19 protein-coding genes and 1 riboswitch are annotated in these 18,809 nt (G+C 63.3%); of the genes, 9 read left to right on the top strand and 10 right to left on the bottom strand.

Features of this window, described 5'->3' with window-relative positions:
- Positions 1 to 10: 10 nt before the first annotated feature.
- Complete coding sequence (locus I5R65_RS15575; protein WP_006461409.1) at positions 11 to 331, bottom strand: ferredoxin; 321 nt, start codon at positions 329 to 331, stop codon at positions 11 to 13.
- A gap of 70 nt (positions 332 to 401) precedes the next feature.
- The gene (locus I5R65_RS15570; RefSeq protein WP_180668521.1) at positions 402 to 1,562 is read right to left on the bottom strand and encodes a VanZ family protein; all 1,161 of its coding nucleotides are present in this window, start codon (positions 1,560 to 1,562) and stop codon (positions 402 to 404) included.
- 96 nt (positions 1,563 to 1,658) lie between these two features.
- On the opposite strand from I5R65_RS15570, the gene I5R65_RS15565 reads away from it, so the two are divergent.
- The 4 genes from I5R65_RS15565 to argB all read left to right on the top strand — a co-directional run bounded on the left by I5R65_RS15565 (position 1,659) and on the right by argB (position 5,147).
- Complete coding sequence (locus tag I5R65_RS15565; RefSeq protein WP_231395189.1) at positions 1,659 to 2,483, top strand: biotin--[acetyl-CoA-carboxylase] ligase; 825 nt, start codon at positions 1,659 to 1,661, stop codon at positions 2,481 to 2,483.
- Complete coding sequence (locus tag I5R65_RS15560; protein WP_180668519.1) at positions 2,480 to 3,265, top strand: type III pantothenate kinase; 786 nt, start codon at positions 2,480 to 2,482, stop codon at positions 3,263 to 3,265. The genes I5R65_RS15565 and I5R65_RS15560 overlap by 4 nt, the downstream gene beginning before the upstream one ends.
- A 54-nt stretch (positions 3,266 to 3,319) precedes the next feature.
- A complete protein-coding gene (locus I5R65_RS15555; protein ID WP_180668518.1) occupies positions 3,320 to 4,126 on the top strand; it encodes a hypothetical protein in 807 nt (268 codons plus the stop codon).
- 127 nt (positions 4,127 to 4,253) lie between these two features.
- Entirely contained in the window at positions 4,254 to 5,147 is an 894-nt protein-coding gene (gene argB, locus I5R65_RS15550; protein WP_180668517.1) for an acetylglutamate kinase, read from the top strand.
- Positions 5,148 to 5,232: 85 nt separating this feature from the next.
- Here the strand turns inward: argB and I5R65_RS15545 are convergent, their stop codons facing one another.
- Entirely contained in the window at positions 5,233 to 6,153 is a 921-nt protein-coding gene (locus I5R65_RS15545; RefSeq protein ID WP_180668633.1) for a TraB/GumN family protein, read from the bottom strand.
- 73 nt (positions 6,154 to 6,226) lie between these two features.
- Between I5R65_RS15545 and I5R65_RS15540 the strand changes: the two genes are divergently transcribed.
- Positions 6,227 to 6,964, top strand: a complete 738-nt coding sequence (locus I5R65_RS15540; RefSeq protein WP_180668516.1) for an HAD-IA family hydrolase — start codon at positions 6,227 to 6,229, stop codon at positions 6,962 to 6,964.
- A 26-nt stretch (positions 6,965 to 6,990) separates the two neighbouring features.
- Here I5R65_RS15540 and I5R65_RS15535 read toward each other — a convergent pair whose 3' ends face one another.
- The 3 genes from I5R65_RS15535 to I5R65_RS15525 form a co-directional block, all read right to left on the bottom strand.
- Positions 6,991 to 7,563 (bottom strand): Fur family transcriptional regulator, encoded by a 573-nt coding sequence (locus I5R65_RS15535; RefSeq protein ID WP_180668515.1) that lies wholly within the window; start codon positions 7,561 to 7,563, stop codon positions 6,991 to 6,993.
- 117 nt (positions 7,564 to 7,680) lie between these two features.
- Positions 7,681 to 8,676: a tyrosine recombinase XerC gene (locus I5R65_RS15530; protein WP_180668514.1), complete on the bottom strand. Its 996-nt coding sequence runs from the start codon at positions 8,674 to 8,676 to the stop codon at positions 7,681 to 7,683.
- A gap of 72 nt (positions 8,677 to 8,748) precedes the next feature.
- Entirely contained in the window at positions 8,749 to 9,417 is a 669-nt protein-coding gene (locus I5R65_RS15525) for a DUF484 family protein (RefSeq protein ID WP_180668513.1), read from the bottom strand.
- 84 nt (positions 9,418 to 9,501) lie between these two features.
- Between I5R65_RS15525 and I5R65_RS15520 the strand changes: the two genes are divergently transcribed.
- The gene (locus tag I5R65_RS15520; RefSeq protein WP_180668512.1) at positions 9,502 to 9,705 is read left to right on the top strand and encodes a hypothetical protein; all 204 of its coding nucleotides are present in this window, start codon (positions 9,502 to 9,504) and stop codon (positions 9,703 to 9,705) included.
- 1 nt (position 9,706) lies between these two features.
- Here I5R65_RS15520 and I5R65_RS15515 read toward each other — a convergent pair whose 3' ends face one another.
- Entirely contained in the window at positions 9,707 to 10,903 is a 1,197-nt protein-coding gene (locus I5R65_RS15515) for a porin (RefSeq protein WP_180668511.1), read from the bottom strand.
- A gap of 368 nt (positions 10,904 to 11,271) precedes the next feature.
- Between I5R65_RS15515 and I5R65_RS15510 the strand changes: the two genes are divergently transcribed.
- Entirely contained in the window at positions 11,272 to 12,891 is a 1,620-nt protein-coding gene (locus tag I5R65_RS15510; protein ID WP_180668510.1) for an SEL1-like repeat protein, read from the top strand.
- A gap of 141 nt (positions 12,892 to 13,032) precedes the next feature.
- On the opposite strand, the gene dapF is transcribed toward I5R65_RS15510, so the two are convergent.
- From dapF to I5R65_RS15495, 3 genes are read right to left on the bottom strand one after another with little or no spacing between them, the layout of a single operon-like run.
- Positions 13,033 to 13,896 carry a diaminopimelate epimerase gene (dapF, locus tag I5R65_RS15505; protein ID WP_180668509.1) on the bottom strand — a complete coding sequence of 288 codons (864 nt, stop codon included), beginning with the start codon at positions 13,894 to 13,896 and terminating at the stop codon, positions 13,033 to 13,035.
- A gap of 41 nt (positions 13,897 to 13,937) precedes the next feature.
- On the bottom strand, positions 13,938 to 14,822 hold the full coding sequence (locus I5R65_RS15500; RefSeq protein WP_180668508.1) for a lipid A biosynthesis acyltransferase: 885 nt from the start codon (positions 14,820 to 14,822) through the stop codon (positions 13,938 to 13,940).
- Positions 14,819 to 15,667, bottom strand: coding sequence for a lysophospholipid acyltransferase family protein (locus I5R65_RS15495; protein WP_180668507.1), 849 nt, complete (start codon positions 15,665 to 15,667; stop codon positions 14,819 to 14,821). The genes I5R65_RS15500 and I5R65_RS15495 overlap by 4 nt, the downstream gene beginning before the upstream one ends.
- 189 nt (positions 15,668 to 15,856) lie before the next feature.
- Here I5R65_RS15495 and metK point away from each other — a divergent pair, with 189 nt between their 5' ends.
- Positions 15,857 to 17,020, top strand: coding sequence for a methionine adenosyltransferase (gene metK, locus I5R65_RS15490; RefSeq protein WP_180668506.1), 1,164 nt, complete (start codon positions 15,857 to 15,859; stop codon positions 17,018 to 17,020).
- 142 nt (positions 17,021 to 17,162) lie between these two features.
- Positions 17,163 to 17,252: riboswitch (S-adenosyl-L-homocysteine riboswitch) on the top strand.
- Between the two features lie 49 nt (positions 17,253 to 17,301).
- Positions 17,302 to 18,711, top strand: coding sequence for an adenosylhomocysteinase (ahcY, locus tag I5R65_RS15485; RefSeq protein WP_219341816.1), 1,410 nt, complete (start codon positions 17,302 to 17,304; stop codon positions 18,709 to 18,711).
- Positions 18,712 to 18,809: the final 98 nt, after the last annotated feature.

The following is an 18,809-nucleotide window of genomic DNA, read 5'->3' as shown; positions in this document are numbered from 1 at the left end:
GAGCGTGCTGCTAGATCTTGAGGCGGTCGACCACCTTGCCACCGACGATGTGGCTGTCGATGATCTCGTCGATGTCTTCGTTGTCGACGTAGGTGTACCAGGTGCCCTGCGGGTAGATCACCACCACCGGGCCTTCTTCGCAGCGCTCCAGGCAGCCGGCCTTGTTGATGCGTACTTTGCCGGGGGCCGACAGGCCCAGTTGCTTGATGCGTTTCTTGGCATGTTCCTGGGCTGCCTGGGCGCCCTTGTCGGCACAGCAGGTGCGCTCGCCGGGCTTGCGCTGGTTCAGGCAGAAGAAGACGTGGTGTTCGTAATAGGGTTGATCGCTCATGGGATAAAGACCTGTGGACAGTGGCGACGCTGCCGGCCTGGGCCGGCAAAGCGTCAATGATACACCCCGCTCAGACTTGCCTGCGGTGCACCGGGTGGAACAGGAACCAGATCGCCAGGAACGGCCACAGCACCGACAGGAACTGGGCGGCGCCGTCGAAGTTGAGGAACTTGCCCTGTACCCAGGTCTCCAGCGTGGAGAGGTAGTAGGGGTTGGCCGGTACGGCATTGGTCACCACCAGGCTCAGGATCAGCGCCAGTGCGGCGATGCGTCGCTGTGCCGTGGGTGGCGCCCAGGTCAGGCCGGCAATCATCAGGGTACCCAGCATGATCCCGCCCACGGCGCTGGGCGAAATCCAGATGAAGGCATTCTGCGGCGCGAAGAACAGCGCGCAGGCCAGCGACTTGGCAGCGATGCAGGCCAGCAGGTACAGCGCCACCAGTCGTCGCCGTGGTGCCTGCCGGCGCAGCAGCAGCAGGAACAGCAAGGCCGCGCCGGTCAGGCCGCAGGCGGTGACGATGACGTCGGCCAGCCAGTATTGCTCGGCGCTGAGCTGGGCGCTGTTGAGCCAGCTGGTGGCCAGGTCGATGGGGGTGTCCAGCAGGTCTGAAAAGAAGGCCGACAACGGTGGCACCAGATGGCCCAGGCCGAACAGGTGGTTCTGCGGATAGATCAGCGCCAGCGGCCACAGGCCCGCCACCGCCAGTCCCCGGCTGGCTTCACCCGAGAACCAGCGCCGCCGCACCAGCAGGAAGCGGCTCTCGTGCAGGAAATAGCGACTGCAGAGCGCACCCAGCACGGCGCCCAGGGCGGCACCGGCGGAGTTGGTCAAGAGGTCAAGGTTGGACGGCACGCGGGTCGGCAGGTAGGTCTGCACCGCCTCCATGCAGGCCGACAGCAGGACCCCGCCCAGCATGGCGGGCCATATGGCCCACCAGGGGCGCAGACGCGGATACATCGCCAGCACCAGCAGGGCGCCCAGTGGCGCATAGCCGGCGACATTGGTCCAGACGTCGAAGGCGGTCCAGTAATAGGGCAGCCGCGCGCCCAGGTAATCGAAGGGTTTGATGCCCATGTCGCGCCAGCCGGTAAACGGATACCAGCTGGCATAGATGATCAGCAACGTATAGACCAGCAGGCTGACCCGCGCAAAGGAAGACGCGGCCGGCGCAGCAGCGGAGGCAGCAGGAGCGCAGGCGCGGTTGGCGGCAGGATCGGACGGGGCTGGCATGCGGCAGAGGGTAACCGATTTCGGCGTCCACCGGGCCGGCCCGCCGCGCCGGCACTGTCTGCCGGTACAATGTGCGCTATGACTTTGACTTTTCCCATGCCTGCCGAATTCGAATCGGCACCGCTGGTGCGCCCCGAGCGCATCGGCATGCTGTTGGCCGGCTCCGACAGCGAAGGCCAGCAACGCATCGATGTCGAGGCGGTGGCCCTGACCGGTTCCACCAACGTCGACCTGATGCAGCGCCTGAGCAGCCTGCAGCGCCCGCTGCTGCTGGTGGCAGACCGCCAGAGCGCCGGTCGTGGTCGGGCCGGCCGGCCGTGGCGCGCCGTGCCCGAGGATTCGCTGACCTTCTCTCTGGCCTGGCGGCTGCAGCGCCCGATGCACGCTTTGCTGGGCCTGCCACTGGCCATCGGCGTGGCACTGGCCGAGGCGCTGGAAGTCTTCGGTGTGCGACCGCAACTGAAATGGCCCAATGACGTGCTGCGCGATGGCGCCAAGCTGGCCGGCATCCTCATCGAGACCGCCTCCGATGGTGGTCGTGGCGACGCCACCTGGGCGGTGATCGGCATCGGCATCAATCTGGTCGTGCCGGCCGGCCTGGCCGATGAACTGCAGCGCCCGATTGGTGCGGCTTCCGAGTTGCAGAAGGCGCCCCGGGAGACGGTGCTGGCCATCATCGCCAGCGCCCTGGCCAGTGTGCTGGAGGAATTCGAACAACGCGGCTTCGGGGCCTTCGTCAAACGGTGGGAAGCCTTCCACGCCTACGCCGGACAGGCCGTCAAGATTGTCGATCATGGCCGCGTGGTCCATGAAGGGACCGCCGTCGGCGTGGACATGATGGGCCGCTTCCTGATGGATACCGAGCAGGGCCAGGTCGCGGTGCTGGCCGGTGACCTGTCGTTGCGGCTGCAGGACGGATGATGCTGCTGGTCGATGCCGGCAATACCCGCATCAAATGGGCCTTGTCTGGTCCGGATAGCGCCTTGCCAGGCGGCTGGCTGCAACAGGGCGCAGTCGAGCGCGCCGAGGTGGCCACGCTGTTGCAGGCCTGGTCCGCAGTGGTGGCACCGGCGGCGGGAATGCAGGTGTGCGTGTCCAACGTGGCGGGTCCGGCATTGCGGGCAAGCCTTCAGGCTGTCCTGCAGGAGGCGTTCGGACCACGTGTCATTGTCGAATGGTTTGCCTCCACTGCAGAGCGCGCCGGTGTGCGTAACGGCTATCGTCATCCTGGCCAACTCGGCTGCGACCGCTTCGCTGCTGCCATCGGTGCGCGTGCCTTGTTCCCGGACGAGGAATTGCTGGTCGCCACCTGTGGCACGGCCACCACCATTGACGTACTCAGCGCTGCCGGCGTCTTCGAGGGCGGCATGATCCTGCCCGGTTTCGGCACCATGGCCACTTCGCTGGCGCTGAACACCGCGCAACTGCCGCGCATCGATGGCGCGGCGCCGCCGGAGCAGGTGTTTGCGGACAATACGGTGGATGCCATTGTTTCCGGTTGCATCGCTGCCCAGGTCGGGGCCATTGAACATGCGCTGATGCAACGGCGACTGGCGCGGCCGCAGGCGAAGTTGCGCTGTCTGCTGGCCGGAGGAGCCGGAAGGCTGCTGGCGCCTTATCTGAACCTGGGCGCTACGCCCCTGGAAAAAGTGGATAATCTGGTCCTGCTTGGCCTGCAGACGGCCATGAACCATGGGCGCTGAAGCCAGTCCATCGCGTCAGGCAAATCAACAAAGGCAAGGAAAGACAAGGCACGGATGAAGCTGAAACTGCTTTTTTGGCTATTGCTGGTCGGTAACGTGGTCCTGTTCGGTTTGACGCGTGGCTATTTCGGTGCCAGCGCCACCGAACGGCACGAGCCACAGCGCCTGGCCGAGCAATTGCATCCCGAGCTGTTGAGCGTGCTGCCGGCCAATAGCGAAAAGCTGGCGTCCCAGCTGCGTGCGCAGCCGGCCGCTAGCGCACCCGCCGGTGCGGAATCCCCGCCCGCCGCTACTGCGCCCGCGGGCGCCAGTGCAGCTGATGCTGCGGCCTCCGCCGCACAGCCGACGCCGGCGGCGCCAGCCACGGCGGCCACCCAGGTCGCTGCCGTCCCCCCCTCCTGTACCGAGGTCGGCAATTTCACGGCCAACGACGCCCGTCGCTTCTCGGCCCAGCTGGCCAGCCTCAACCTGGGTGACAAGGTGGTCCAGAAACTGACCCAGGACGTCACCAGCCACATGGTCTATATTCCGCCGCAGGATGGCCGCGACGGCGCCGACCGGCGCATTGCCGAGCTGCGTCGCCTGGGTATCGGGGACTTCTACGTCATTCCTGACAGTTTCCCCAATCCGGCATTGCGCTATGGCGTTTCGCTGGGCATCTTCCGCACCGAGGACGCGGCCAAGGCCTATGTCGGCCAGTTGATCTCGCGCGGGGTGCGCAGCGCCCGCATCATTGCCCGCCGCTCCGGGGCTGGCAAGCAGGTGTTCCAGTTGCGTGACCTGAGCCCGGAAGCGCGCACTGCCCTGGAGAACATCAAGAGCGCTTTCCCGGACCAGGAAATCCGCGGCTGCAGCGCCTGAACACGGCGGCGTTGTCAGGATCGGACACGCCGCATGTTGCGCTGCGAAGCCGGGCGGCTTTCCATGTAAAATCCCGTCCCTAAGCTTTACCGTCACCCATCCCTCATCGCATCGACAGGACATTGCCATGACCACCGACCTGACCAACGTAGCTCCCCAGATCAAAGCCGAAATCCTGGCCGAGGCGCTGCCGTATATCCGTAAGTTCCACGGCAAGACCATCGTGGTCAAGTACGGTGGCAATGCAATGACCGAGGAAAGCCTCAAGCACGGCTTCGCCCGTGACGTGATCCTGTTGAAGCTGGTCGGCATGAACCCGGTGGTGGTTCACGGTGGCGGTCCGCAGATCGATGCGGCGCTCAAGAAGATCGGCAAGCAGGGGACCTTCGTGCAGGGCATGCGCATTACCGACGAAGAGACCATGGAAGTGGTGGAATGGGTGCTGGGCGGCGAAGTACAGCAGGACATCGTGATGTTGATCAATCACTATGGCGGCCAGGCAGTGGGCCTGACCGGCAAGGACGGCGGCCTGATCCGCGCGCGCAAGATGCAGATGCCGGACAAGGAGCATCCGGGCCAGTTCGTCGATATCGGCTACGTCGGCGAGATCGAGGCGATCAATCCGGCGGTGGTCAAGGCGCTGCAGGATGATGCCTTCATCCCCATTATTTCGCCCATCGGTTTCGGTGACGACGGCCAGGCCTATAACATCAACGCCGACGTGGTAGCCGGCAAGATCGCCGAAATCCTGCACGCCGAAAAGCTGATCATGATGACCAACATTGCCGGCGTCCAGGACAAGGCCGGCAATCTGCTGACCGACCTCTCGGCCCGCGAGATCGACGAGATGTTTGCCGACGGCACCATTTCGGGTGGCATGCTCCCGAAGATTTCCTCGGCCCTGGATGCGGCCAAGTCGGGTGTGAACACGGTGCACATCATCGACGGTCGCATCGAACACTCGCTGCTGCTGGAAGTGCTGACCGAGCAGGCCTTCGGGACCATGATCCGCTCGCACTGATACCGCTTTCGAGCAGTGGCAAGACAAGAAATGGATGAGCATGCTCATCCATTTTTTATGCCCGGCGGCCAGGGTCTGGCGCAGGTCAATAGAGTTGTTTGACCTGCAATCCCTTTTTCTTCAGCAAGTGCGGCACGCTGTCCGGTCCCACCAGGTGCAGGATGCCGATCGCCGCCACGGCCCGGTCATGCTGGCGCAGCAGGTCGGCCACGCCATTGGCCAGGCCGGGGTTGCGTTGCTGCAGCAGGGTCTTGAGCGTGAAGCGGGTGGCGAAGCTGTCATCCTGTCGCATGTCCGCGAGGGCGGTGGCGAAGCCGGTGCTGTCGGCATGGCGCCAGGCGTTCACCAGCAGGTCGAGCTTGCGGCTCAAGGCAGCGTCATCCAGTTCGCGCAGCGTATCGGCGAGGAACTCGGCCTGTTCCGCTTCGGTGAGCTGGCTGAAGAGGCTCATCTGGCGGTCTGCGCTTTCCAGTTCGACCACCTGGCCACCGTGGGCGCGTACGGTGCTCGCCAGATGGCTATCCACGGCCAGGTCGGTGCGGTAACCGTGGTGCCCGTATTCTTGCACCGTCAGGGCCATGGCCAGCATCCATGGGCGCATGTGCTGCACGGCCTGGAGCGGCAGGCCAGCACGCGCCAGCGTGGCAAGCGTGCGCTGCGCCAGTGCGGGATCGAGGTGGTCCTGGATGCGCTGACCGTCAGGGTAAAGGGCATAGCGTTGCACGGCGCTCTGCATCGCGGCGCCATTGTCCGGGTCCAGTTCCAGCGCCAGCACGGGTGCGGCGGCCAGGGCCTGGGTCAGGCGCTGTTCCAGCGGGTAGAAATCGGGGGCGCCGACGTGGATGGTGCCGAACAGCAGCAAGGTATGGTGACCATCGGAGACCTGGTATAGCGCCCCGCGGGGTGGGACCGCGCCGGCGGCATTGGCTGTGGCGGCCGCGTGGGCTGGAAGGGTAAAGTTAAAGCAGGACAGCCAGGTCAAACTCACTATAATCACCCGTTGCATCAATCCGTTCACTGCTGGCCTTTCTTTGCTGAAGGTGCGTCCCCGCTTGCCGTGAGGCGCGCCCGTCCGATTTATGGCGTCCAATACTACACCGCTCTGGCTGTTCGACCTCGACAATACGCTGCACAACGCCTCGCACGCGATCTTCCCGGCGATCAATACCAACATGAACCGCATCATCCAGCGCGTGCTGGAGACTGATGGTCAGCCCAGCGACGAGGCGGCGGTGAACTATCTGCGCCGGCATTACTGGAAACTGTACGGTGCCACCCTGCTGGGCCTGGTGCGACATCACGGCATGGATATCGACGAGTTCCTGCACGAGGCACACCTCTTCGATGACTTGCCCGGCATGGTGCGCGCCGAACGTGGCATCGGTCGCTGGTTGCAGCAATTGCCGGGTCGCAAGATCCTGCTCACCAATGCTCCCCGCCGTTATTCGCGGGAACTGGTGCGGCATCTCGGGCTGCACCGGCATTTCTCGCACCACATTTCCATCGAGAGCATGCACGTGCATCGCCAGTTGCGGCCCAAACCTTCGCGGCTGATGTTGCGCAAGCTGCTGGCGCGTCACAAGATCGCGCCGCGGCGCTGCATCCTGGTCGAGGACACCGTGGATAACCTGAAAAGTGCCCGTGAACTTGGCGTGCGTACTGCCTGGGTGACCCAGTACCTGCGCGGCAGCCAGGCGCTCCTGGGACATATGGGGGGACAGCGCGCCTTGAGCCGTTTACCGGGTTTTGTTGATGTGAAGGTTCGTTCAGTGCGGCAATTGCCGCGCCGGCTGGCGGCGCTGGGAGCCTTGCGCTAGGCGAGGATGGGGTTGCCGGGGTGGCCTTAGTCGGCGCAATCGGCGCACCAGCCCTTGATGGTCAGCTCCACTTCGTGACTCTGGAAACCCTTGCCCAGTGTCTTGCGCAGGGCAGACTGCAATTGCGCGGCGGTGGAGCGATGACGATCGGCATCGGGCAGGACGGTGGCCAGAAAATCGGTGCCATCGCTGGCATCCAGACAGAACACGCGGTGGCACCGGGTGCATTTGAAATGACCATGCTGATGCTGCTTGCCATGGGAGTGATCGTGCAGGCCGTGCTCGGCATGATCGGCGCCGGCGCTGTAGCGGAAGATGCGATCGTCGCTGGAAATCTTGTGTGCCAGGCCGGCCTCGGTCAGGCAATCGAGGGCGCGGTAGAGCGTGACCCGGTCCATGTCGGCGAAACGATCCTGGATATCCTGGTGCGAGGCAGCACTGCGGGTCTCCAGCAATGCGCCCAGCACATTGACGCGTGCTTGCGTCACCCGTACACCGGCCTCGCGCAGTTGCGCCTCGGCCAGCGCCGTCACGGTCGCGGCTTGGGCGCTGGTGCTGGCGGAGGAGTGGTCGGCGGCTTTGGCTTTCATGGTCGGCATCTGCTGGAACGTTCAGGGAGCCAGGGTACTGGCAAAGAAACACGGCGGCGCAGCTAGCGCCGGTCGCCTATTTTAGCCCATGCGGCCGCAGCACTCCGGCGTGGAAAGTGCCGGCGGCTATTTCGACTCTTTGTTGCCGCTCTTGCGCGCGCGCGGGTGGGCCTGGTCGTAGACCTGGGCCAGGCGCTGGAAGTCCAGCGCGGTATAGACCTGGGTGGCGGTGATGGAGGCATGGCCCAGCATTTCCTGTACCGCACGCAGGTCGCCCGAACTTTGCAGGACATGCGAAGCAAAGGAGTGACGCAACATGTGGGGATGCACGTCGGAAGCCATTTCCAGGCCCTTGCCATGCGCCTTCAGGCGCAATTGCGTGACCCGGGGTGACATGCGGGCGCCGCGTTCGTTGAGAAACAGCGCGTGGCGGTCGGCGCCGCCATCGGCCCGCACCAGGGCGGCCCGCATCGGCAACCAGTCGCCAATGGCCTGTACGGCGGCCCGTCCCACCGGCACCTTGCGCTTCTTGCCGCCCTTGCCGGTAACGGTGACCTCTGCCTCGGTCAGGTCGATCCAGCCAGCCGACTCATGGTTGCCTTCACGGATATCGGCCACATCGATGCCTACCAGTTCGGAGACCCGCAATCCACTCGAATAGAGCAACTCGAACATGGCGCGATTGCAGGCTGCCAGGGTGGAGTCGGGATCACGCCCCGGATCGCTCTGGGCGACCAGGCGGACCGCATCATCGGCGGCCAGCGCCTTGGGCAGGGGTTTGCTTTTCTTGGGGGGCTTGACGCCATCGACCGGGTTGGTCGGGAGTTCGATGTCCATCGACAACCAGCCGAAGAAGCCACGCCAGGCCGACAGCTTGCGCGAGATCGAGCGTGCATTCAGGCCACGGGCATGCAGTCGGGCGGCGCATTTGCGGATCTGCACCTGGGTCACGCCGCGCAGGTCGATGTCGGCAGTGGAGGCTGCCTCGCCGGCCGGGGCCAGCAGCGTGCGCAATTCCTGCAAGTCGCGGCCGTAGTGGTCCAGCGTATGCGGCGACAGCTTGCGCTGGGCACGCAGGAAAGAGAGATAGTGGCCGATCAGGGAGGAGGCGGTGCCATCCATGGCGTCATCCTTCACATTGGCGGCGCAAGCAGAGCGGAACGGGGTGGTTCCGCCACGCGATGCATCAATGCATCAGCGCAACAGGCAAGCCAGCGCGGCGCTGCCGGTTTCGCCGATACGGGTCAGGAAATCGGTACCCATGTCCGAGCTGAAGCGGCTTGGGTCTGGCGAGCCCAGCACCAGCAGGCCGAAGGCTTCCGGCGCGGCGCCCACGCGCAGCGGCAGGATGGCGACCGACTTCACCGCATCGGCATCATCGAGCCAGGTGGCGGCCTCGAACTCCTTGTTGGGACCGCAGAAGGGGGCCGACAGACCGTTGGCGAAAATCCGGGCATCGTCCGAGACTTCCTGGGTGGCCCAGTTGTCTGCATGGTCCAGGCCCAGGTTCCACAGGCGCACGGTCACTTGCGGGACGTGGAATATCTCCTGCAATTGGGTCACCAGCGCGCGCGGCAGGTCGGCGGCATCGCGCGTCAACAGCAGGGCGCGGCTCCAGGCCTGGAACTTGTTGGTGATCTCGTCGTTTTCCTGGGCGATGCGCATGAGGTCGGCCATGCGCAATTCCTGGACACGGATCTTCTCGCGCAGGATCTCCATCTGTCGCTCCTGCAGCGAGACAGCACGGCCCATCACCGGGCTGGTCAACTTGATGGTCGCAAGCAGCTCTGCATGCTCCTCGAAGAAATGAGGATGTTCCAGCAGGTAGTCGGCAATCAGGTTGGAGTCCAGTTCGGAGGTCATCGTCGAGGGTCTGTGAGTAAGGTACCAGAGGCAGGCAAAAGATGGCGTGCCGGAAATATCGCGAGATTATCCTCGCTATCGGACATGCTGACAATCATCGCCGGCGCGGCCGGGCGGCCTTGCCTGCAATGGTGTGCAAAGCATGTCAGCGCAATAAGAAAAAGGAAAAAAAAGGAAAAAAAAGAAAAGAAAAAGGCCTGCATGATTGCTCATGCAGGCCTTTTTCGTTCCAGCTCAGGCTCAATTCAGGTTGAAACCGGTAAGTTCATACCGGTTTCAGATCCATGAATTAGAACTTGTGACGGATACCGGTGATGACAGCGGTTTGGCTGGCATCGGAACCGGTTGCGCCGCCGGTCACGCCCGGGTTTTGCATGTCGCTTGCGCGCATGTTCGACACGAAGGCGTACAGGTCGGTACGCTTGGACAGCCAGTAGTCAGCACCCAGGCTGATCTGGGTCAGCTTGCCCTTGCCGGTGACGCCGTTGAAGGTCGCACGGGAATGGTCAACAGCTGCCAGCAGCTTCAGGGAAGGCGACAGGGTGTAGGCGGTACCCAGTTCATAGGTATCAACCTTCTGTGCACCTGCCAGGGTCAGGCCAGCGACCGAAGTCGGGGCGCTCTTCAGATCTTGCTTGACGCGCGAGTAGTTACCGTACACGCGTGCCGGGCCGAACTGGTAGGAAGCCACGACGTTCAGTGCCTTCAGAGCGGTGCTGCCTGCGTTAGCGGCGTTGGCGGCTGCTGCGGCATTGTAGGCGGCGACGGCAGCAGCCGTTGCGGTGGCGCTAGGAGCCACGCCTTGGATCAGCGAAGTATCCGACGGGGTGGTGCCAGCCTTGGACTGGTAGTAGTTGATACCCAGACCCAGAGGACCGTTGTCGTACTTACCACCGATGCCGTAGGCTTGACCAGCGGAGGTCTTGCCAGCGGTTTCGCCGAAGCCGTAGATCAGGTTGCCGGTGAAGCCGCTCAGGTTGGTGGTGGTGTAGCTGATCGAGTTGTTGGTACGAACACCTTGCAGGCGGTTCAGGCCCGAACCCGAGTTGGAGACCACGCCGCCGAAGTCGTTAACAGCGGTGTAAGCGGAGATGGTGTCCGAGAAGTCGGTTTGACGACCCAGCAGCACGGTACCGAAGCCACCAGCCAGACCGACCACCGACTTGCGGCGGAACAGGTTGGAGGAGGTCACGGCGTCGGAGCCTTGCAGGCCGCCGTCGTCGTTGGTGAAGCCGGCTTCCAGGTTGAAGACTGCGGACAGACCGCCGCCCAGATCTTCAACGCCCTTGAAACCGATACGGGAACCTTGGATCACGCCGGAGTTCAGGCCGAACTTGGAGCCGGTGTTGGTGCCGGTGCCGGTGGCAACCTTGCTGGAGTATGCGATACCGGTATCAACGATACCGTAGATAGTAACGGAGCTTTGTGCTTGAGCAGCACCTGCGAACGCGCCGAGGACGGCCAGTGCCAGCAGAGATTTTTTCATTTGACATCCTTCTATAAAAATAGTCTTGAGGATCCGTACTTCTGGTCGGATGGTGAGACATTAAGGGTTCTCATTTGGCGTGGCCGCAGATTGGTCACGTGGAGGGAGGAATTTTGGTTGAAAGCCCCAAAGTGCTGGATGAGTGTTGTTTTTTTCAAACGCTTTCCTGCTCGTCAATGCATGACAAGCAAATTTTGGTACTCAGCCTGTCACTGATTAACGGCAAGTATTGCGTAAACTTGATCCGCATCGTCTCGTCAATATGCTTGTTGTCAAAAAGATGCATTCTGATAGTTTTTCGAGTCATTTTTAAAAAAATGTCGATTGTGGGTCATAATTTTGGCTTTCTGACCGGACGTGGAGGTCTGATGGCCAATCGCGAGGATCTTGCAATCATCCGCGCCGCGCGTGCTGGAGAGGCACAGGCGCAATTGACGCTAGGCAAGCGTTACCTGTTTGGTGGCAATGGTTTGCCGCAAAGTGCGGGCACTGCCTTTCATTGGCTGGAGCGGGCCGCGCGCCAGGGACTGGCTGACGCCTGGATGCTGATCGCCCAGCATATTCCTTATGAAGTCGTGGTACCGCTGGCCAAGCCGCAGGAGGCTGCACAGTGGTACGAACGCGCATTCGACGCCGGCCTGACCCAGGCCGGCCTGGTGTTTGCGCGCCTGGTGCTGGATAACCCTGCGGTCACCGCCGTGCTTGGCGCCGACATCAGGCGCAAAGCCATCCGCGCCCTTGAGGTCGTCGCTCACGAAGGGGATGCGGACGCGCAGTGGTTGCTGGCCCGGCAGGGCGAACGCATGCTGGCGTCCGCAGCGGTAGCCGCACCGACCTCGGTTACCGCCGAAGTGCAGGCGGCCGAGCCGGTGGTCAAGCCCGAGGATCTGCATCAATGGACCAGAAAGGCCGCTGACGCCGGCGTCGAACAGGCACAGCACGCACTGGCCGATGCCGCCTGGCACCAATCCGACTTTGCGACCTTCCGTCAGCGGGCACAGCCTCTGGTCGACACCCTGTTGCGTCAGCACGAGGCCACGGTGACGCAATTCAATGCACCTTCCGAGGCATTGGCAGCGGCGCTGGGCGCGCAGAACATCCAGTTGCTGCACCGTCTGGCCCAAGTGCATATGGCAGACAAGCGCCCCGACCTGTTGCACGCCCAGCAGTTGCTGGAACTGGCCGCGCTGGCCTGCGACCGCGATGCGCAACTGGCTCTGGGTCTCTTGTATGGACGCCTGGACCAGGCCGGCGTGCGGCGCTTCGCCGGACAGGGTTCGGCCAACTACAAGAAGGCCATCCGCTGGCTCACCCTGGCCGGGGAGCAGGGCATGGCAGCGGCCTGGTATGTTTTGTCGCGTATCTATCTGAAGCCCGAGTTTTCGCAGCGCAATCTGGCCGATGTACAGCATTACCTGGAGCGTGCGGCCGAGATGGGCCATGTGGAAGCCCAGCTCGAATGCGGCGTGGGCGCCTGGCGCAATCGCCGCGATGATCCCGGCAATGACGTGCGCGCCCTGTACTGGTTGCAGAAGGCTGCCGCGCAGGGGGCGCAGCAGGCGCGCGCCCTGCTGGACAAGGCTGCCGACCGCCCCATGGCTGCGGAATGGGCGGTGCAGGCGCGCCTGCAGCTCAGTCGCGAGCAGATCAATGCGCATCCTTTCCTGGCTGCACGCATCGAGCTGGCGGCGCTGTTCGGATTGACCCGGCCGGAAGCGCTGCTGATCGACCTGAAGCAGGCTGATTGCGGCCACTGCCTGATGGTGGACATCCGCAGCCAGTATGCGCGCAGCAAGCGGCGCCTGATCCTGGTCGAGACCGGTGAGCAGCGCGGTACGCTCAATCGCATCGGACGTCTGTTCGAAGACATGGATTGTGGTCCCGCCGGTCCGGAGGGCAATTACCGTCAGCGGCTGTACCGTCTCAAGAGCATGTTGCCGCAGGTGCAGGAGGACGACGAGGTGGAAGAGCAGGATCTGGCTGCCTGACCCACTCGCCCGGCCTTCTGCCTGCGGGCAAACTCCAAAAAAAGCGGCTTGCTGATTTCGTCAGCAAGCCGTTTTCATAGGCGCATCACCTGTCTTGCAGCCGTACCAGCCTTGGTAGCTCGGCTGCGGGCTGCGATTGCGTCAGAGCGGATCTGGCAAATCGATCTCGCCCTCGAATACCGTCACGGCCGGCCCGGTCATCATTACCGGCTCGCCCGGGCCAGCCCAGGCAATGTTGAGCACGCCGCCATGGGTCTGCACCGCCACCGGTGAATCCAGCAAGCCGCGCCGGATGCCCGCTACCACCGCCGCACAGGCGCCAGTGCCGCAAGCCAGCGTCTCACCGGCACCGCGTTCGTAGACGCGCAGATTGATGCGGTGACGATCGACTACCTGCATGAAACCCGCATTGACGCGCTTGGGGAAGCGCGGGTGATGTTCGATCAGCGGACCGTCAACCAATACCGGCGCTGCTTCGCTGTCATCGACCCGTTGCACCGCGTGCGGATTACCCATCGACACCACCGAGATCCAGGTGGTCTTGCCGGCCACGTCCAGCGGCCACAGATTGTCTTCGGCCTCGCTGCGATGCTGCAGGCCATGGCTGTCGAAGGGGACATCGGCCGGGGTCAGGATGGGGGCGCCCATGTCCACGGTGATCTGGCCGTCCTCTTCCAGGCGCGGTTCGATCACGCCGGACATGGTTTCCACACGGATGGCGCGCTTGTCGGTGAGGCCCTTTTCGGTGACGAAGCGCACGAAGGCACGGGCGCCGTTGCCGCATTGCTCGACCTCGCCGCCATCGGCGTTATAGATGCGATAACGGAAATCGATGCCGGCGCTGCTTGCCTTTTCCACCACCAGCATCTGGTCGGCACCGATGCCGAAACGACGATCGGCGAGGAATTGCCATTGGGCGGGGGTGAGCGAAATGGCCTGGTTGACGGCGTCGAGGACGACGAAATCGTTGCCGGCGCCATGCATCTTGGTAAATTTGATTTTCATGGACACATTATAGGATGGCCCCGGCCGGTCGCGCTCAGCCTTCAGTCCTGGTTGCGGCCGTAGACGTCGGGCTCGCCCGGCGGACGCGTCTTGAAGCGCTTGTGAGCCCAGAAATATTCAGCCGGGTGCTCGCGCACGCGCTCTTCGATGAAGGCATTCATGCGACGCGTGGCCGCTACGATGTCGTCACCCGGATAGTCGGTCCAGGCAGGATAGTAGGTGGCTTTCCAGCCCTTGTAGTTAGGCAGGAAGGTGCAGACCACCGGTACCACGGCGGCACCGGTGGCGGCGGCAATGCGGGCGGTGGCCGTGAGGGTTGCGGCCGGCACGCCGAAGAAAGGCACGAATTCGGCGTCGCGGATGCCGAAGTCCATATCCGGCAGCATCAGGAAGGGCAGGCCCTTGCGCATGGCACGGATGATGGGTTTGACGCCCTGCTCGCGCGCCAGCAGGGTTGCTGGTCGGAAACGCAGCCGACCCTTCAGCAGGGCGCGGTCGATGACGTCATTGCGTTGCTTTGTATAGATGGTACAAGCCGAATATTCGGAGAACACGCCCAGGGTCGCACCGGGAATCTCCAGGCAGACGAAGTGCGGTGCCAACAGGATGGTCGGACCCTTGGCGAACGTCTCCAACGGCATGCCCGGTTCGACCTGGATCAGCCGGCGCAGGCGTGATACCGGAGCCCACCAGAGGATGCCGCGTTCCAGCGCACTGCGGGCGAACAGGCGGAAATGCTCGCGGGCAATGCGCACGCGTTCTTCTTCGGTCTTCTCGGGGAAGCACAGGCGCAGATTGGTCAGCGTGATATGGCGCCGGGGGCGCATATAGATATAGAGCAGCGCGCCGATGCCTTCCCCCAGGCGCCCGAGGATGGGCAGGGGCAACCAGTGCAGCAGCCACATGATGGCCAGGAGCAGCCTCATATCGATGCCTCCCCGGGTCTGGTCACACCGGGCGGTGTCTTGTAGCGGTTGTAGCTCCAGATATATTGGGCGGGGCAGTGCGCGATCAGTTTTTCCATGGCGGCGTTGATGGCGCGGGCCTGTTGTACCGGTGAATCAGGCAGTTCGCCGTCAAAGGGAACGAAGCGCACGGCAAAGCCCCGTCCCCAGGACAGCCGCTCGGCGTAGACCAGCAGCAAGGGGGCGCCACTCATCCGCTGCAGCTTGGCGGGCAGGGTCATGGTGTAGGCCGGTTTGCCGAAGAAGTCGGCCCAGATGCCTTCGCCGTTTTGCGGCACCTGGTCCGGCAGCAGGCCGATGGCCTGGCCGTTCTTCAGCGCCTTCAGCAGGATTCGCACGCCTGCCAGGTTGGCTGGGGCCAGATGCAGGTTGGCGCGGGCGCGCGCGCCTTCGATCAAGGGTTTCAAGGCCGCCTTGCGCGGCGGTCGATACAGCACGCTGAGACTGGTCCGGTGCGCTATCACCTGGGCGCAGATTTCGAAGCAGCCCAGGTGAGGCGTCAGAAAGATCACACCGGACTTGGCTGCCAGGGCCCGTTCCGCCAAATCCCAGTTGAGCAGGCGCGCCGAACGTAATACCCGGCTGGGCGCGCCACACCAGATGAACGGCAGTTCGAACATGCCTTTGCCCGCCTCGCCGACCGCTTTGAACAGGCTGGCGCGATGTCCGGCCAGGGCAATGTTGTCGCGCAGACGACGGCGATAGGATGGCGAGAGCAGGAACACCAGCCAGCCCACCATCACGCCGATGGCATGCAAGACAGGCAAGGGCAGGAAGGACAGCAGGCGGAATAAAGAAACGAGCATACGTGCCGATAACGGTTGGGCGGGGTGCTTCCGCCGCCAAATTGCATAAAATTGCAAGAGGCGTAAAATAGCACAAGCCGTCGAGTTAATGACAACTTGCGAGACGGGGTATAAATTTCGCTAAAGCGTCGCAGGCACGACTAACGATGGGCCGCGACATTGCTAAATCGTTTCCAGTCAGAGGCTTGCATGTCCAACGAATATCTCTTCACTTCCGAATCCGTCTCCGAAGGCCATCCCGACAAGGTCGCTGACCAGATCTCGGATGCCATTCTGGATGCCATCCTCACGCAGGACCCGCAATCGCGCGTCGCCGCCGAAACGCTGTGCAACACCGGTCTGGTGGTGCTGGCCGGTGAAATCACCACCCGCGCCAACGTCGACTACATCGATGTGGCCCGCGACACCATCAAGCGCATCGGCTACGACAATGCCGACTTCGGCATCGACTACAAGAGCTGCGCCGTGCTGGTCGCTTACGACAAGCAATCCCCCGACATCGCCCAGGGCGTCGACGAAGGCCGTGGCGTCGACCTGGAGCAGGGTGCCGGCGACCAGGGCCTGATGTTCGGCTACGCCTGCAACGAAACTCCCGAACTGATGCCGGCCGCCATCTACTATGCGCATCGCATCGTGGAACGCCAGTCGCAACTGCGCAAGGACGGCCGCCTGCCCTGGCTGCGTCCGGATGCCAAGTCCCAGGTCACCCTGAAGTACGTGGACGGCAAGCCGGTCGCCATCGATACCGTGGTGCTGTCGACCCAGCATTCGCCCGAGATGGACCAGAAGGACATCCACGAAGCCGCCATCGAGGAAATCATCAAGCCGGTGCTGCCGGCCGAATGGCTCAAGAACACCCGTTACCTGATCAACCCCACCGGCCGCTTCGTCATCGGTGGCCCGCAGGGTGACTGCGGCCTGACCGGCCGCAAGATCATCGTCGATACCTACGGCGGTGCAGCACCCCACGGCGGTGGCGCCTTCTCCGGCAAGGACCCGTCCAAGGTCGACCGCTCGGCTGCCTACGCCGGTCGCTATGTGGCCAAGAACATCGTCGCTGCCGGCCTGGCCGAGCGTTGCCAGATCCAGGTGTCCTACGCCATCGGTATCGCCAAGCCGACCTCGGTGATGGTGACCACCTTCGGCACCGGCAAGATCAGCGACGAAAAGCTGGCGCAACTGGTGATGGAACACTTCGACCTGCGCCCCAAGGGCATCGTGCAGATGCTGGACCTGCTGCGCCCGATCTACGCCAAGACCGCCGCCTATGGTCACTTCGGCCGCGAAGAGCCGGAATTCACCTGGGAGCGCACCGACAAGGTCGCAGCCCTGCGCGCTTCGGCCGGCCTGTAATACGCAGCCTGACGGCGCGGACCGGGCATTGACTAACGCCCGGCCCGCGCTACAATGCTGTTCCCGCGGATGAACAGCTTCATCCGCTCCCCGTACCGATGTCGGCATTGCGTCCGGTACGTCAATCCTCACAATGCCTCACCGCCGCAAGGAGCGTTGCGACAGGGACATCCCCTGCCAGGCTTGCAGCGATGAACAGGCGCCATGCGCCTGGCAACCGCGCTCACGTTACTTTTTTTCTGGCTTTTTCATGAAAGGAGGGCGTGAACAGCGCCATTGCCATGACTACTCAATCCACGCAACAAGACTACATCGTCGCCGACATCAACCTGGCCGACTGGGGCCACAAGGAAATCAGGATCGCCGAGACCGAAATGCCGGGCCTGATGGCGATCCGCGATGAATTCGCCGCCGCCCAGCCGCTCAAGGGCGCCCGCATCACCGGTTCGCTGCACATGACCATCCAGACCGCCGTGCTGATCCAGACCCTGGAAGCGCTGGGCGCGCAGGTGCGTTGGGCTTCCTGCAACATCTACTCGACCCAGGACCACGCTGCGGCCGCGATTGCTGCCAACGGCACCCCGGTGTTCGCCGTCAAGGGCGAGAACCTGGACGAATACTGGGAATACACCCACCGCATCTTCGAATGGACCGATGGTGGCTATTCCAACATGATCCTGGACGATGGCGGCGACGCCACCCTGTTGCTGCACCTGGGTGCCCGTGCCGAGACCGACATCTCGGTCCTGGCCAAGCCGGATTCCGAAGAAGCGGTCTGCCTCTTCAACGCCATCAAGCGTTACCTGGCCAAGGATGCCAACTGGTACTCCAAGCGCCTCAAGGAAATCAAGGGCGTCACCGAAGAGACCACCACCGGCGTGCATCGCCTGTACCAGATGCACAAAGAGGGCAAGCTGGCCTTCCCGGCCATCAACGTCAACGACTCGGTCACCAAGTCCAAGTTCGACAACCTGTACGGCTGCCGCGAATCGCTGGTGGACGGCATCAAGCGCGCCACCGACGTGATGATCGCCGGCAAGGTCGCCATCGTGGCCGGTTACGGTGACGTCGGCAAGGGCTCGGCCCAGGCCCTGCGCGCGCTGTCGGCGCAGGTCTGGGTCACCGAGATCGACCCGATCTGCGCCCTGCAGGCCGCCATGGAAGGCTACCGCGTGGTGACCATGGACTACGCCGCCGAACACGGCGACATCTTCGTCACCTGCACCGGCAACTACCATGTGATCACCCATGAGCACATGAAGAAGATGAAGGACCAGGCCATCGTCTGCAACATCGGCCACTTCGACAACGAAATCGAAGTCGCCGCCCTGAAGCAGTACACCTGGGAAAACATCAAGCCGCAGGTCGATCACGTGATCTTCCCGGACGGCAAGCGCATCATCCTGCTGGCCGAAGGTCGTCTGGTCAACCTGGGTTGCGCCACCGGCCACCCGTCCTACGTGATGAGCTCGTCGTTCGCCAACCAGACCATTGCCCAGATCGAACTGTTCGTCAACACCAAGGCCTACCCGGTCGGCGTGTACACCCTGCCCAAGCACCTCGACGAGAAGGTCGCCCGCCTGCAACTGAAGAAGCTCAACGCCCAGTTGAGCGAACTCACGCCAGAGCAGGCCGCCTACATCGGCGTGAAGCTGGAAGGTCCGTACAAGCCGGAACACTATCGCTACTGATCCATGCCAGTGGCCGGCCTCGCGCCGGCCCGGCATGGTCGGCAACGTCTGATCCAGCGGCCTGTGCGGCGTCCCGAGGGGCGCCGCACTCACAGGGG

It is taken from the genome of Herbaspirillum sp. AP02 (assembly GCF_015767275.1).
Classification (GTDB): domain Bacteria; phylum Pseudomonadota; class Gammaproteobacteria; order Burkholderiales; family Burkholderiaceae_D; genus Herbaspirillum.
This window is presented reverse-complemented; position numbering and strand designations above follow the sequence as displayed.

What these genes read in the sequence shown, in the direction of transcription:
- I5R65_RS15570 (WP_180668521.1), bottom strand. Translation starts at nt 1,562, where the DNA reads ATGCCAGCCCCGTCCGATCCTGCCGCCAACCGCGCCTGCGCTCCTGCT.
- I5R65_RS15515 (WP_180668511.1), bottom strand. Translation starts at nt 10,903, where the DNA reads ATGAAAAAATCTCTGCTGGCACTGGCCGTCCTCGGCGCGTTCGCAGGT.
- I5R65_RS15575 (WP_006461409.1), bottom strand. Translation starts at nt 331, where the DNA reads ATGAGCGATCAACCCTATTACGAACACCACGTCTTCTTCTGCCTGAAC.
- I5R65_RS15510 (WP_180668510.1), top strand. Translation starts at nt 11,272, where the DNA reads ATGGCCAATCGCGAGGATCTTGCAATCATCCGCGCCGCGCGTGCTGGA.
- dapF (WP_180668509.1), bottom strand. Translation starts at nt 13,896, where the DNA reads ATGAAAATCAAATTTACCAAGATGCATGGCGCCGGCAACGATTTCGTC.
- argB (WP_180668517.1), top strand. Translation starts at nt 4,254, where the DNA reads ATGACCACCGACCTGACCAACGTAGCTCCCCAGATCAAAGCCGAAATC.
- I5R65_RS15535 (WP_180668515.1), bottom strand. Translation starts at nt 7,563, where the DNA reads ATGCCGACCATGAAAGCCAAAGCCGCCGACCACTCCTCCGCCAGCACC.
- I5R65_RS15520 (WP_180668512.1), top strand. Translation starts at nt 9,502, where the DNA reads ATGCTGACAATCATCGCCGGCGCGGCCGGGCGGCCTTGCCTGCAATGG.
- I5R65_RS15540 (WP_180668516.1), top strand. Translation starts at nt 6,227, where the DNA reads ATGGCGTCCAATACTACACCGCTCTGGCTGTTCGACCTCGACAATACG.
- metK (WP_180668506.1), top strand. Translation starts at nt 15,857, where the DNA reads ATGTCCAACGAATATCTCTTCACTTCCGAATCCGTCTCCGAAGGCCAT.
- I5R65_RS15530 (WP_180668514.1), bottom strand. Translation starts at nt 8,676, where the DNA reads ATGGATGGCACCGCCTCCTCCCTGATCGGCCACTATCTCTCTTTCCTG.
- I5R65_RS15545 (WP_180668633.1), bottom strand. Translation starts at nt 6,153, where the DNA reads ATGCAACGGGTGATTATAGTGAGTTTGACCTGGCTGTCCTGCTTTAAC.
- I5R65_RS15565 (WP_231395189.1), top strand. Translation starts at nt 1,659, where the DNA reads ATGCCTGCCGAATTCGAATCGGCACCGCTGGTGCGCCCCGAGCGCATC.
- I5R65_RS15500 (WP_180668508.1), bottom strand. Translation starts at nt 14,822, where the DNA reads ATGAGGCTGCTCCTGGCCATCATGTGGCTGCTGCACTGGTTGCCCCTG.
- I5R65_RS15555 (WP_180668518.1), top strand. Translation starts at nt 3,320, where the DNA reads ATGAAGCTGAAACTGCTTTTTTGGCTATTGCTGGTCGGTAACGTGGTC.
- I5R65_RS15560 (WP_180668519.1), top strand. Translation starts at nt 2,480, where the DNA reads ATGATGCTGCTGGTCGATGCCGGCAATACCCGCATCAAATGGGCCTTG.
- ahcY (WP_219341816.1), top strand. Translation starts at nt 17,302, where the DNA reads ATGACTACTCAATCCACGCAACAAGACTACATCGTCGCCGACATCAAC.
- I5R65_RS15495 (WP_180668507.1), bottom strand. Translation starts at nt 15,667, where the DNA reads ATGCTCGTTTCTTTATTCCGCCTGCTGTCCTTCCTGCCCTTGCCTGTC.
- I5R65_RS15525 (WP_180668513.1), bottom strand. Translation starts at nt 9,417, where the DNA reads ATGACCTCCGAACTGGACTCCAACCTGATTGCCGACTACCTGCTGGAA.